The organism is Ectobacillus sp., assembly GCF_056992975.1.
Genome location: NZ_JBXKMX010000063.1, coordinates 1 through 13,114 on the forward strand (window position 1 = coordinate 1; position 13,114 = coordinate 13,114).

General features: G+C 38.4%; 15 protein-coding genes and 1 pseudogene. 12 read left to right on the forward strand and 4 right to left on the reverse strand.

What is annotated here, in order from left to right:
* Window positions 1–108: 108 nt before the first annotated feature.
* Window positions 109–438, forward strand: a pseudogene (queF, locus tag AC11ZT_RS03245) (preQ(1) synthase); the annotation flags it as partial.
* Between the two features lie 82 nt (window positions 439–520).
* Here the strand turns inward: queF and AC11ZT_RS03250 are convergent.
* Window positions 521–703, reverse strand: coding sequence for a YkvS family protein (locus AC11ZT_RS03250; RefSeq protein ID WP_379968987.1), 183 nt, complete (start codon window positions 701–703; stop codon window positions 521–523).
* 316 nt (window positions 704–1,019) lie between these two features.
* Between AC11ZT_RS03250 and AC11ZT_RS03255 the strand changes: the two genes are divergently transcribed.
* The 7 genes from AC11ZT_RS03255 to AC11ZT_RS03285 all read left to right on the forward strand — a co-directional run bounded on the left by AC11ZT_RS03255 (window position 1,020) and on the right by AC11ZT_RS03285 (window position 7,216).
* Window positions 1,020–1,628: a histidine phosphatase family protein gene (locus AC11ZT_RS03255; protein ID WP_484058230.1), complete on the forward strand. Its 609-nt coding sequence runs from the start codon at window positions 1,020–1,022 to the stop codon at window positions 1,626–1,628.
* Window positions 1,629–1,717: 89 nt separating this feature from the next.
* Window positions 1,718–1,912, forward strand: coding sequence for a hypothetical protein (locus AC11ZT_RS03260; RefSeq protein ID WP_484058231.1), 195 nt, complete (start codon window positions 1,718–1,720; stop codon window positions 1,910–1,912).
* A 35-nt stretch (window positions 1,913–1,947) separates the two neighbouring features.
* Window positions 1,948–2,292 carry a hypothetical protein gene (locus AC11ZT_RS03265; RefSeq protein WP_484058232.1) on the forward strand — a complete coding sequence of 115 codons (345 nt, stop codon included), beginning with the start codon at window positions 1,948–1,950 and terminating at the stop codon, window positions 2,290–2,292.
* Window positions 2,293–2,769: 477 nt separating this feature from the next.
* Window positions 2,770–3,129, forward strand: a complete 360-nt coding sequence (nrdI, locus tag AC11ZT_RS03270) for a class Ib ribonucleoside-diphosphate reductase assembly flavoprotein NrdI (protein WP_484058233.1) — start codon at window positions 2,770–2,772, stop codon at window positions 3,127–3,129.
* A complete protein-coding gene (gene nrdE / locus AC11ZT_RS03275; RefSeq protein ID WP_484058234.1) occupies window positions 3,116–5,200 on the forward strand; it encodes a class 1b ribonucleoside-diphosphate reductase subunit alpha in 2,085 nt (694 codons plus the stop codon). The genes nrdI and nrdE overlap by 14 nt, the downstream gene beginning before the upstream one ends.
* 21 nt (window positions 5,201–5,221) lie before the next feature.
* The gene (nrdF, locus tag AC11ZT_RS03280) at window positions 5,222–6,187 is read left to right on the forward strand and encodes a class 1b ribonucleoside-diphosphate reductase subunit beta (protein WP_484058235.1); all 966 of its coding nucleotides are present in this window, start codon (window positions 5,222–5,224) and stop codon (window positions 6,185–6,187) included.
* Between the two features lie 63 nt (window positions 6,188–6,250).
* A complete protein-coding gene (locus AC11ZT_RS03285; RefSeq protein ID WP_484058236.1) occupies window positions 6,251–7,216 on the forward strand; it encodes a quinone oxidoreductase family protein in 966 nt (321 codons plus the stop codon).
* 48 nt (window positions 7,217–7,264) lie between these two features.
* Here AC11ZT_RS03285 and AC11ZT_RS03290 read toward each other — a convergent pair whose 3' ends face one another.
* Window positions 7,265–8,032 (reverse strand): class I SAM-dependent methyltransferase, encoded by a 768-nt coding sequence (locus AC11ZT_RS03290; RefSeq protein WP_484058237.1) that lies wholly within the window; start codon window positions 8,030–8,032, stop codon window positions 7,265–7,267.
* Between the two features lie 188 nt (window positions 8,033–8,220).
* Here AC11ZT_RS03290 and AC11ZT_RS03295 point away from each other — a divergent pair, with 188 nt between their 5' ends.
* Complete coding sequence (locus AC11ZT_RS03295; RefSeq protein WP_484058238.1) at window positions 8,221–9,846, forward strand: M20/M25/M40 family metallo-hydrolase; 1,626 nt, start codon at window positions 8,221–8,223, stop codon at window positions 9,844–9,846.
* 1 nt (window position 9,847) lies between these two features.
* On the opposite strand, the gene AC11ZT_RS03300 is transcribed toward AC11ZT_RS03295, so the two are convergent.
* The gene (locus AC11ZT_RS03300) at window positions 9,848–10,306 is read right to left on the reverse strand and encodes a hypothetical protein (RefSeq protein WP_484058239.1); all 459 of its coding nucleotides are present in this window, start codon (window positions 10,304–10,306) and stop codon (window positions 9,848–9,850) included.
* Between the two features lie 254 nt (window positions 10,307–10,560).
* Here AC11ZT_RS03300 and AC11ZT_RS03305 point away from each other — a divergent pair, with 254 nt between their 5' ends.
* On the forward strand, window positions 10,561–11,604 hold the full coding sequence (locus AC11ZT_RS03305; protein ID WP_484058240.1) for a CPBP family glutamic-type intramembrane protease: 1,044 nt from the start codon (window positions 10,561–10,563) through the stop codon (window positions 11,602–11,604).
* Window positions 11,605–11,919: 315 nt separating this feature from the next.
* Here AC11ZT_RS03305 and AC11ZT_RS03310 read toward each other — a convergent pair whose 3' ends face one another.
* A complete protein-coding gene (locus AC11ZT_RS03310) occupies window positions 11,920–12,102 on the reverse strand; it encodes a DUF3913 family protein (protein WP_484058241.1) in 183 nt (60 codons plus the stop codon).
* 199 nt (window positions 12,103–12,301) lie between these two features.
* Between AC11ZT_RS03310 and AC11ZT_RS03315 the strand changes: the two genes are divergently transcribed.
* Together AC11ZT_RS03315 and AC11ZT_RS03320 are read left to right on the forward strand one after the other, a co-directional pair.
* Window positions 12,302–12,520: a hypothetical protein gene (locus AC11ZT_RS03315; protein WP_484058242.1), complete on the forward strand. Its 219-nt coding sequence runs from the start codon at window positions 12,302–12,304 to the stop codon at window positions 12,518–12,520.
* Window positions 12,521–12,574: 54 nt separating this feature from the next.
* Window positions 12,575–12,976 (forward strand): SseB family protein, encoded by a 402-nt coding sequence (locus tag AC11ZT_RS03320; RefSeq protein ID WP_484058243.1) that lies wholly within the window; start codon window positions 12,575–12,577, stop codon window positions 12,974–12,976.
* Window positions 12,977–13,114 lie beyond the last annotated feature (138 nt).

The window sequence follows — 13,114 nt, forward strand, 5'->3', positions numbered from 1 at the left end:
TTGTGGAAGAGAGTAGAGTACATCAGAAATGATGGAAGCGCGAGGGTTCTTTGTTATATATCGCAGTGTACGAAGAACATGATATAGTCCACCTGCAAATTGCAGATGCCAAAAACCGGACAACCTGATTTTGCTACGATTTACATTAGCTATATTCCTGAATTAAAAATGGTAGAGAGCAAGTCACTGAAACTATACTTGTTCAGCTTCCGTAATCATGGTGATTTTCATGAAGATTGCATGAATATCATTATGAATGATTTGATTGAGCTCATGAATCCGCGTTATATCGAAGTATGGGGTAAATTTACCCCGCGCGGGGGCATTTCCATTGATCCATATTGTAACTATGGACGGCCTGGTACGAAATATGAAGATATGGCAGACTACCGCCTTATGAATCATGATATGTATCCAGAAAAAATCGATAATCGATAAGCGTACCGAAAAAAGTGGCACAAGTACCTGTGCCACTTTTTTTGTAAGATTAACTTGCAAAGCGAAAATATTTTCGCTAGCCTTATAGATTTTCAACCACGCGATAATTCCGATGATTGACTACTGTTAGAGGCTCTAAATCGAGTTCTCGATAATTTTTCATAATCGTTATGTCTACAATAACGGAGTTTTGATTCACTTTCTGAACGCGGCCTTGCAATCCGTCTTTAAATTCAACAATGTCTCCTGCTTCCGCAATCTTCATAAGCATTCTCCTCATAAACAAGTATTAGTAGATATTTTTTTACAAATATTACCATACTTTTTATCTACTTTCATCTATTTTGAACTAAAAAGTCCATTTTGTAAATGATTTCCTTGCAATTTGTTTGGAAGTTTTTTTGTAAAAGGGAAAAAGAAGGAGAAAATAAATGAAATGGGATAAAATAGAATTAGGATACAAGTGGAATTTCAAAAAAAGAGGATAGATGCATCTACTTTCTTCTGACGTGGTATGATATATATATAGATAGCAAACGATACAGGTTACTGGTAGTTCATGAAAACGGAGTGTGAGTGAGATGAAAATCTCGTTGATTAAGCACGGTCGCAAAGAAATGACATCCGATTTTATGAATGCAAAGCAATTCCGTAAATGGCTTGTACAGTATAATAAGAAGAATATACTGCCTGAGAAGAATATACCAGTTGAAACGGTGGAAGCTATTCGTACGGCTAAAATTGTTCTTTCAAGTACGTCTGCTCAAGCTATTCAGACGGCTACATTGCTAACGGATTCTCTTTCCTTTGTGCAAAATTCTATTTTTGTTGAAACAGATTTGCCCTATGTAATAAAAGTCCCACTATGGGTCAAGCTAAAGCCAAATGGGTGGATTGCAATGAGTCGTACCCTCTGGATGGCTGGTTATTCTGATCATATTGAATCTTATACCCAAGCAACTGAACGCGCTAAACAAGCAGTCGATTTGTTAATTGGATACGCGATTTGTTATGAACACATTGCATTAGTAGGACATGATTATTTTAATGGCATGATTGCTAAGGAATTACGCAAGCGTGGTTGGTCAGGTCCGATGATCGTTTCAAGTGATTATTGGGGCACCGTAACCTATGAATTTCCAAAAGCATTAGAAGGCATGAAACGAGGTTTTGGTTTAACTGCAACGTAAGCATTTCGACGTGCTTACGTTTTTATTTTTAATAATCTTGTCGAAATTTGGAAATCAAGGTAAAATGAATTACGATAGAGGTGAAATACATGGAGGCAACTGTAGCAGAAGATGTATTACAACAGCTTCGAACGGGTGCGATTATGGAATACACCGTACAGAAGGATGATTTTTATTCCTTTCGGGAGGTTCTTGTAAAGCAGCCAGATTTTAAACATTTTCGTGGCATCGCGCAGCATAATGCGATTGTAGTGTACACATATATGGAAAAAGAGAGATCTTAACATTATTTGTTGTTTGGCAGAGGAGGAATACAAGATTGGAAGAGAAGGACATGCGTCTTTCCCGTTGGGACTATATGTGGCAAGACAAAGTAGGACATAAATTTGTTGGAGCTGTATTATATCCAGGCAAAAGAAAACGGGAAGGCCGATACTTATGGGAAATGAAAAAAAAGATAGTAGACGCATACAAAAGTCAGGAATTTGTCTCTATGACGATTTTGCACAATGATTCTTTTTTGGATATAGAGGCACGGATATGGGACGTGGTAGAAGAAAAAAATAGAGTAACTGTTCGTGACGCTTCAGGCACTTATTATTTCATTCAAATGAAAGATGTTCTTCATATTGAAAAGCAGCATGACGAGCATCCTAACGAGTAAAGAGTAAGCAAAGGGACTCTAAGAAATGGAGTCTCTTTGCTTTTGTTTATGTCCCTTTCTTTTTCAACGAATGATTCATCCTTTATTAGATTGAATGTTCGTTTTTCATGTTTTCAGACAAATGCGTTGACAAGATTTTTGAAATAGACTTTATTGACACGTCTTTTAGAATGTTGTTTCATATGATTTGTACATATTTTTTGGTTCGGTTTTTTGTCGAAAAACAATTTTTTTTGCTCTAAACTATTTTATGTATATATCTTGTGTCATTTGATGATTCATACTACAATATATAGGTAAATAGAGATGAGAACGAAATGAAGACATGCATCAGTGAGCTTGTTTTCTATTCTTACTGTTTGTCAGTTATAAAAAACGGATCTGATGTACGATGCCCCCACTTACAAGAAAAGTGGGGTATTACCGCCCGCTTGGACGGTGTACGTCCATTGTATCTGTGAAAGTGGAGGTTTTGCAATGCGAATTGTGTATGATTCTATGACAGGGAATGTAAAGCGCTTCATTCATAAGATCGGAATGCCAGCTATGCAAATTCGCGAAGATTTAGTAATGAATGAAGATTTTGTTCTCGTGACGTATACGACAGGTTTTGGAAATGTTCCTGATCGTGTGATGAAATTTTTACAAAACAATAATTCCTTCTTAAAGGGTGTATCAGCAAGTGGAAATCGAAATTGGGGTGCTAACTATGGAGCAAGTGCAGATAAAATTGCGAATCGCTATCTTGTCCCAGTTGTATCTAAATTTGAATTGTCCGGTACGACTCGAGATGTAGAATACTTTAAGGAAAGGGTGCGGGAGATTGCGGCACATTGAATTAAATAACGAAATTACAAAGATGAAGGATGGTTTCTATCAGCTTGAGAAAGACCAGGAGGCACTCGAAGAGTTTCTAAAAGAAGTGGACGAGCGTATGGTTCACTTTGACAGCGTATCCGAACGTATTTCATACATGACCGAGAATGATTATTATTATAACGTTCAAGGGCAATATGCGATGGAAGAAATTGAAGCCGTATACGCCATTACATATGGTGCCAATTTTGTTTTTCAATCGTATATGGCAGCATCTAAGTTTTATAAAGATTATGCGTTAAAAACAAATGATTCCTCGCGTTATTTAGAAAGCTATGCAGACCGCGTTGCTATTGTATCTCTATTTTTAGGACGTGGAGACATAACAAAAGCAAAGCAATTTGCAACGATGATTAGTAAGCAGAATTATCAGCCTGCTACCCCAACGTTTTTAAATGCCGGACGCAGCCGACGCGGCGAAATGGTGAGTTGCTTCTTACTTGAAATGGATGATAGCTTAAATTCAATTGGTTTTAATATCAACACAGCAATGCAGCTAAGTAAAATTGGTGGTGGTGTGGCACTAAATTTGTCTAAGCTACGTGCACGCGGAGAGCAAATTAAAGGAATTGAAAATGCCGCTAGTGGTGTTATGCCAGTTATGAAGCTGCTCGAGGATTCGTTTTCCTATGCAAATCAATTAGGTCAACGTAAGGGAGCAGGAGCTGTTTACTTAAATATATTTCACTGGGATATAATTGAGTTTCTCGATTCAAAAAAAATTAATGCGGATGAAAAGACGCGCATTCAATCCCTATCCATTGGTATTATCGTACCGAGCAAATTTTTTGAGCTCGCAGAGAAAAATCAACCTTTGTATGTGTTTGCACCGTACACAGTATTTAAAGAGTATGGTAAGCATTTAGACGATATCGATATTGATGAAATGTATGATGAATTATTGAATAACCCGTTGGTAGAAAAGAAGCAGCTAGATTTAAGTGCTCGTGAAATGCTGGTTAAAATTGCAATGATCCAATTGGAATCTGGCTATCCGTACTTAATGTTTAAATCAAACGCAAACAAAAAGCATCCTTTAAAAGATATCGGAACCGTGAAAATGTCAAATCTTTGTACGGAGATTTTTCAATTGCAGGAGACATCTGAGATTAATGATTATGGGGACGGGGATAGCATTCGCCGTGATATTAATTGTAATTTAGGCTCCTTAAACATCGTAAACGTGATGAATAACAGAGAAATTCGTGAGGCTGTTCATGCAGGAATGGAAGCATTGACTGCTGTTTCAGATATGACGGTGATTCCAAATGCACCAACTGTAAAGAAAGCGAACGAAGAACTACATTCAGTTGGACTTGGAGCCATGAACCTACATGGCTTCCTTGCAAAAAATAAGATTGCCTTTGAAAGTGAAGAAGCAAAGGACTTTGTTCGTACCTTTTTCATGATGATTAATTTTTATTCAATTGAAAAGAGTATGATGATTGCGAAAGATAAGGGAGAAACCTTCCTTGGCTTTGAACAGTCTGAATATGCAAAAGGAACGTATTTTCATAAATATGAAGAAACGAATTATCAACCGCGTACAGAAAAGGTGCGGGATTTATTTGTAGGAATGCCGATTCCAACGCAAGAAGATTGGAGCAATTTGAAGAAGGATGTGCAAACAAATGGATTGTACAATGCATACCGACTTGCCATTGCGCCAACGCAAAGTATTAGCTACGTCCAAAATGCAACTTCAAGCGTTATGCCAATCGTAAATATCATCGAGTCAAGAACGTATGCAAACGCAACAACGTACTATCCGATGCCATATTTGTCTAGAGAGACGTTCTGGTATTATAAATCAGCTTATGAAATGAACCAATTTAAGTTAATCGATTTAATTGCAGAAATTCAAGATCATGTGGATCAAGGGATTAGCACCATTCTCTATGTAAATAGTGATATCTCAACAAGAGATTTAGCGCGTTATTATATATACGCTCATAAGAAAGGGTTAAAAAGCCTTTATTATACAAGAACACGTAAACTGACAGTGGAAGAATGTGTAGCATGTGTAGTATGAGTTTAAGAAGGAGTGAACATCATGCGGGCAGTAAACTGGAACAAGCAAGAGGATGAGTATAGCCTCGTCTTTTGGAAACAAAATATTGCACAGTTTTGGACAGAAGAGGAAATTTCCGTTTCTTCTGATAAAAATACATGGGTACGACTTTCTAAGGATGAGCAGAATGCGTATAAGAAAATTTTAGGTGGACTTACGCTGCTTGATACGAAGCAGGGCGGAGAAGGAATGCCGATGATTCTTCTTCACGTCGACAATCTCCAGGCAAAGAGTGTCCTTGGCTTTATGGGTGCGATGGAAGAAGTACATGCGAAGAGCTATAGTCATATATTCACCACACTTACGAGCGAAGAAGAAATCGAAGAAATTTTCGACTGGGTTCATCATCATCCGTTACTTGGAAAAAAAGCTCAGATTATAACTGATTATTATCATCGTTTGTTTCGTCCAGATGCGACGAAACGAGAACTTTATATGGCAATGGTTGCAAGTGTATTCCTAGAAAGCTATTTATTTTACAGCGGGTTTTTCTATCCATTGTATCTGGCTGGACAAGGTAAGCTTACTGCAAGCGGTGAAATTATTAATCTAATTATTCGTGACGAGAGTATTCATGGCGTCTTTGTTGGGATGCTTGCACAGGAAACCTTCCAGCATCTTTCTGAGCAGGAGCAGGCAGAAGTAAGACAGGAAACGATGGAGCTCTTACTTACTTTATATGAAAATGAAAAACTATATACGGAGGAGATTTATACTGCCATCGGGCTAGTGGATGAGGTTAATGCATTTGTCCGCTATAATGCAAATAAGGCGTTAATGAATCTCGGGCTCGATCCATACTTTGAGGAAGAAGATGTGAATCCTATCGTATTAAACGGACTCCGAACGGATACGAAAAATCATGACTTTTTCTCGGTAAAAGGAAATGGATATGTAAAGGCAACCAATGTAGAAGAATTGACTGATGAAGACTTTGTATTTGAATGAGAAAAGACAGGACTTGTTCCTGTCTTTTTCATGTCAACTTATTAATGGGAGGAAGATAAGTATATGAAGGCTTTATTTTTTGAGAAGTTTGGAGGACCAGATGTTCTACAGTATGGAGACGTAGCTGACCCAATCATGAAAGAAGATGAGATTCTCGTTTCAATGAAAGCAATTGGTTTAAATTTTGCAGATGTGTATCGGCGTAAGGGGAATTATCATCTAGCTGGAAAGCCTCCTTATATATTAGGATACGAAGGTGCTGGCGTAGTATTGAGGGTGGGACATAAAGTTGAGGGAGTAATGATTGGGGACAGAGTCGCCTTTGCGGATGTTCCATTTTCCAATGCAGAGTTAGTCGTAGTTCAGAAGAACAAAATCATTCCTTTGCCAAATGAAATCTCATTTGAAACGGCAGCTTCTCTTTTATTGCAAGGATTAACCGCACATTATTTAACGAAGGATAGCTACAGGGTCCGTCCGAATGATGTCGCTCTTGTCCATGCCGCTGCTGGAGGTGTTGGTCAATTGCTCGTTCAAATGATCAAGCGTTATGGGGGAACAGTGATTGGATTAACATCTTCTGAGGTTAAGGCAGAGTCGGTGAAAGAGGCAGGTGCAGATGTTACGTTGCTATATAGTAGCGATTGGAAACAGGGCGTAAAGCGGGTAACAGATGGAAGAGGAGTAGACGTGGTTTACGAATCAGTAGGTTCGACGCTTATGGATAGCTTTGAAGCTACTCGGATTGGCGGCACGGTCGTCTTTTACGGTATGGCTGGAGGCGATCCGGTACCAGTTGATCCGCGTATGCTCATGGATACGTCCAAAACGCTTACAGGCGGCGATCTTTGGAATGTATTAACCTCGTATGAACAGAGGGTAGCTCGGTCAAGCGAGCTCTTTCGATGGATTATAGAAGGAAGTATCACCCTGAAATCTCCTACTATATTTACGCTACAGGACGGAGCACAAGCACATACCTATTTAGAAAGCCGGAAAAGTACAGGAAAAATATTGTTGATTCCATAAAAAGGGCCATCCTAGATTTCATTCTGGGATGGTCCTTTTTGCGGATGGTTATTTTCGGCAGTGTAGGAGGATGGACTGGCCTTGAAAGCTAACTATTTGATCGCTGTCGGTTTGAATATGAAAATGCTGCTTCACTTTTACGGGAGCATGCAGCATATATTCTTGTAGCTGTTCTTTCTTTTGACTTGGCAAGTTCATTCGATTACACCAACTCTCAAACGGAAAGGTCTTGGAGAAGGTTTGCATCGTTTGAACAGAAAATCCAGCTTCTTCGACGATGTTCAGCCATTCTGATTTTTTGTAAGCACGGTTATGGCTATAATCGCGCTTTTTTTCAACGTTATTGTAAAAGGTGTCAAATATGTCATTTTCGGGTGCAACGTTGTCAAGGAGGAGAAAGGCTCCATTCTCTTTGAGCACACGATAGCTTTCCTTTACAAAATCAGTGACGGAAGGAAAGTGATGAGGTGCAATTCGGCAGGCCACGATAGTAAAACTGTCATTTGGAAAGGGGAGTTGCTCGGCATCACCTTGTACGAAATGAACATTTTTGTGACCATTTCCATTTATAAATGCCTCGGCTTTTTCGAGCATTCGCTTTGTAATATCAAGGGCAATTACTTGTTTTGCAAAGGGGGCAAATCCGTTTGCTACATGGCCGCCGCCTGTTGCAATATCAAGGACAATATCGGAGGAATCCGCGTTACCGGCATGCAAAAGGGCAGTCAGATCATTCCCCTTTGCATGCGTTTCACTCGTTACATAATGCTCAGCATGGGCGCCGAATTGCTGTTGTACTTCCTGTTTTTTATTCATACCGATCTCCTCCTTCTATTCATGTTTCTTGTTTATTTAGAATATGATAATCTATTTTTTTCGAATGAGTATCCTACTTTCTTCTATTATATTCATTTGACTGAATAATTAGAAAAGTATTATAATGTTTTGAAACTAAGTGATGCCTACTCTCATCATAAAGAAAAAATAGAGAAAGAGGGAGTATTATGAATGAATGTCCTATGAAATGGCAAACGAAGGAAGGATTTATAAAGCTACTAGACGACCTTGTAGAGATTCCGAGTATTTCTGGAAGTGAGGATGAGGTTGCAATTGCTCATTTTATTAAGAGTCAGTTGCAAGCTATGCCTTATTTTCAAGAGCACCCTAGTTATATACAAATACATCCGACCGGGGATGGTCGCATATCTATATCGGCGCTCGTGAAAAATGGAGATACTCCAAATACTGTCGTTCTCGTCAGTCACTTTGATGTCGTAAATGTGGAGGATTACGGAAAGTATAAATCGCTTGCGTTTAAGCCGGAACAATTAACGAAGGAATTTTATAAGCATAAAGATGTTCTCCCCGAGAATGTGCAGCGTGATATAGAGAAGGGGGAATGGCGATTTGGCCGAGGGGTAATGGATATGAAGTGTGGTATCGCCTTGCAATTGATGATGACCGAGCGAGCTGCCTATGGACGTATGGAAGGTAATGTGCTTTTTCTAGTTGTTGCCGATGAGGAAGTTAATTCACGTGGAATGATTACATCTGTACCGGCCCTTCTTAAAATAAGAGAAGAACATAATTTGAATTATCAAGCATGTGTGAATTGTGAACCAATGTTTGCTCGGTATCCTGGTGATGAACAGGATTATATATATACTGGCTCTCTAGGAAAAATTATGCCTGCATTTTTCTGTTATGGGAAAGAGTCTCATGTGGGAGAGCCGTTTGCTGGTTTAAATGCCAATAGCATGATGTCGTTTTTAACAACGGAATTGGAACTAAATACAGAGTTTTGTGAATGGGTCGATGGTGAAGTGTCTCCTCCTCCTTCTACACTTATGCAAAAAGACTTGAAGATGGGATATTCGGTTCAAACACCTCATAAAGCGGTTGCACTTTATAATTTGTTTTTGATGGAACGACCGCTTGAAGAGATTACAGAGAATTTATTAAACCTTGCAAAGCGTGCAGGTCATAGCATTGAATCATGGTTCGAAAAGAGAGCCGAGCAACATGCAGCTATGAAAGACTATCAATCTGTCAGTTTGAATGTATTGCAGTTTGAGGAGCTTTTGCAGTATGCGAAAGATACCTACGGAAACGAACGAATAATTAAATTGCAGAAGGAAGTTTTAGATAGACAAGGAGAGATAGGGGATGAAAGGGAAGTAGCCATAGCATTTGTAGATAAGGTTGCTTCTTTATGTAACGAAAAGGCGCCGATGATCTTGTTGTTTTTTGCACCGCCTTATTATCCTGCTGTTAGTTCTCGTCATAATGAGAAGATAGCTAAGGTAAAGGAAGACATTATCGTAATGGCTATGAAACAATATGAAATAGATTTGAAAGAGCAGTTGTATTTCGGTGGTATTTCTGATTTAAGCTATACAGGTCTTGTGCAGTCTTCCTCTTCGCTTGCGAAGCTCATGGGCAATATGCCGTTGTGGGGTAGCTTGTATTCATTGCCTCTAAAAGAATTACAGCAGCTGCAGCTTCCTGTTCTAAATATCGGACCACGTGGAAAGGATGCACATAAATGGACTGAACGGCTCGACGTTGACTATGCAGCGGGACCGTTGCAGAATATGCTGCAAACTGCCATAGAGAAGCTTTTGGTGTAATCTAAAGATCCGTAATTGGCTTCAGAAAGGGCGTCCATAGCCTTTCTATCCCAATATGATCCGATTCGCATACAATCCGAAACAAACCAAGCTCATGCGAAGTAAGTTCATCAAGTTCGGTAAACACCGGATTGATATACGTAAGTAAGTGCCTCGCATGTTTCTTATTCATGATAAATACGACAGGGGAATCCGGTAGCAAAATCTCGTTTTCAAATGTAGAGAGAATCGTCTGATTATGGTCGAAATCATGATCCGTATGAAACTCACTTTTTATGGAAACAAGAACATTAAATTTTGTAATAGCCTCATCAAGAAGATGAAATACGAAAGAATCGTAACCGCATACAACTTTTTTAACGGGATCCGCCATAAAATAATGATTTAATTGCCTTCGCTGTAAATCTATTTCTTCTATACTTGCCGGATCTTCATAGCTAATAATATAAATATATTTCATATTTTCCCTCCTTTTTTCATTCTATTTGTCTATTCCCTATATGTTATGCAGCTTCCTTTGAAAAACAAGATCAAAATCGAAATAAACATAAAGTAAAGTCTTTGTATACGTAATGAATAGACGAAATAATTTGTATTTTCTTAAATTATACAGAATATTTATCAAAAGCACGAATTTTTCTTTTTTCCAATTGAAAAGTAAGAAAATTGTAATGAAATGCTGTAAAATGAAGAGTAAATGAAAAGGGTTTGGAGGTGTTCTCTATTTCTGCTGCATTTGCAAATATTAAACTTCGAAGCTTTTTCTTGTGGATGCTGTTAGGTGCTTTTGTTGTCATCGTGCCGTTATATCTTTTTTCAAATGATGGTTCTGTAAGTGATAGTATATTTACGGTATGTACCGATTCACTTGTTTTTTTCGCCTTTCCCTTGCTCTGGCTTTCATATAAAATGAAACATCATAACTTGCAGTTTCGCAGTTTTCTAGATTTTCCTATGAAATGGGACTGGAAGTTAATTATATTGGCAACAGTAATGGGAATGCTTTTTTCCTATGGTATTTCAACGATTGAATTTTATATTTTATCCTATGTAACGCCAAATTATATTATTAATATGTTGAATACAGATCAGACAATCGATCATTATAATTTGTTTACAACTATTTTTAGTATTGTATCAGCCTGCGTGTTTGCTCCAATTATGGAAGAGTTTATTTTCAGAGGCTTTTTCCTCAATCGACTTAGCTATAAGTGGGGCATTCGAAAGGCCGTATTGATCTCTTCGATCGTATTCGGCTTAGGTCATTCTGATGTGATTGGTGCTACTCTCTTTGGTATTACGATGTGTTTGATTTATATCAAGACGAGGAGCTTATTGGTCGGAATGGTTATTCATTCCTTAAATAACCTAACTGTGAGCATGATTCAGCTAATGGGTCCGGCAGATGTAAATCATGCACAGATACACTTATCTGATTTACAATCCATTCCTGATCTAATCTACGCTATTATTGCAGTTCTAATAAGTCTCATTTGGTTTGTTCCTTTTATTTGGAAGGGATGGAACCGTGCGGTAGAGCAAGGGTTGCCTCTTTTGAAACAGATTCATTTGGTTGGGGACGAACAAGAAGGCGTGATTCGAAAAGTACGAATTGCCGAAGATGCAATGGCAGTTGACTTGCCAGATGAAATCGTCAACAAGCTTCATTTAGAAGAAGATGATTATGTAAAGCTAGAGATGGACGGAGAAAAATTAATTATTACAAAGTCTAACCAAAGTTATCCTATGACATTGTGAAGGGACCCTTTTGTAGGGCTTCTTCATTAAATAAATCTCGACGAAAAAAATCCAATTTCACAAAATGAAATTGGATTTTTTTCTATTAGTTCCTCCGGACTGAAAACCACCGCACATAAAGGCAAAGAGCGCCTTTTGGAGCGGAGAACTTTTACCCTATGGAGCTGAACAGACCGGAAATGCTTTTCGAGGGTGTCTAGCATTTCCGGTTAGCTCCTCCGGACAGAAAACCTTCAGCCATAAAGGCAAAAAGCGCCTTTTTGACTGAAGAACTTCTGCCCTATGGAGCTGAAAGAACCGGAAATGCTTTTCGGGTTACCCGATGACGATTTCTACTTTGAAGTTTCCGCCTTTTTTAATATATTTGATGTCCATTACGGTGCGGACTTGATCGACGATTTCTACTTTTTCTCCTATGCGAGGAATAACGGGTACGTTTTCCCAGATTCCTAATAAGTCAGATTCCTTTTTTTGTTGTTCATAAAACCAGATTTTCATACTGTAACTCCTTTCATTGCCGAAAACTTATTTTTATACATAATATATCATATTTATTCTATTTTGCAATGATTCTATTCTTTTTTTTGCGCTTTTTCGTATGGGAATGTTGCAAAGGGGTGATTTTACTATTTTTAGGATAGGAAAATCTAACCAATTGTATTAAAATAGTATGTAGAGCATATGGAAGGGGAAAATAATGATTTTTTATGATGAAATGATGCAGGAGTGGAGACGTCTGTGGGACAGGATGCTAGCGCTTGAAAAAAAGGTCGAGGAATCTCTTCAAGTGAGCGAAGCATGGTATGTTTGCAAGCGTATCGTATATGAAATAAATGTAATCATCCCTTTTTTATTGTTACTAGAAGTTGCTCGAAAATTTACGGTAGAAGAATTCGCTTTTTCTAGAAATGAGTAGAAATAGTTTGTATAATGGTGGTTACACCACCAAGAGAAGTGAGGATGTAATCGTATGACAGAATATTCGGCATTAACGAAGGTTGAAACGTTAGTCGTACTTGCCAAGGATGATAGAAAGCGGCGGAAAGAATTTTACGAAGCCTTGCTTGATGTAAGCTTGTATACGTTTGGTACGCTTGAATCAGAACAAGACGCATTGCAAGGAACGGTAAAGCTCCGCTATTTTCAAGGAGATAACAGATGGATTCTTCCTATTTTTACTCGAATTTCTTATATGCAAGAAGCAATTCCAAGTGAAACATCAGCTATTACGATTCGGGGTAAGAAGTTGTTTGAAATTATAGATCCTGATGCAACAGTAGTGTTAAACGTTGGTACGGAAGTGAGTAAGACTTTCACACCAGAGGAAATTAAGGATATCGCTAGCGGTAAAATATTTACGTTGTATTCGTAAAAAAAGGAAGAATACATAAAAAAAGTGGATACTATGATTGAAATCATCGTATCCACTTTTTTGTCAGCAGGGAAAAGCGACGCCCGGCTCTAGTAATAATGTTCGGTCTAATCCGTTCATAACCGCATACCCGCCAAG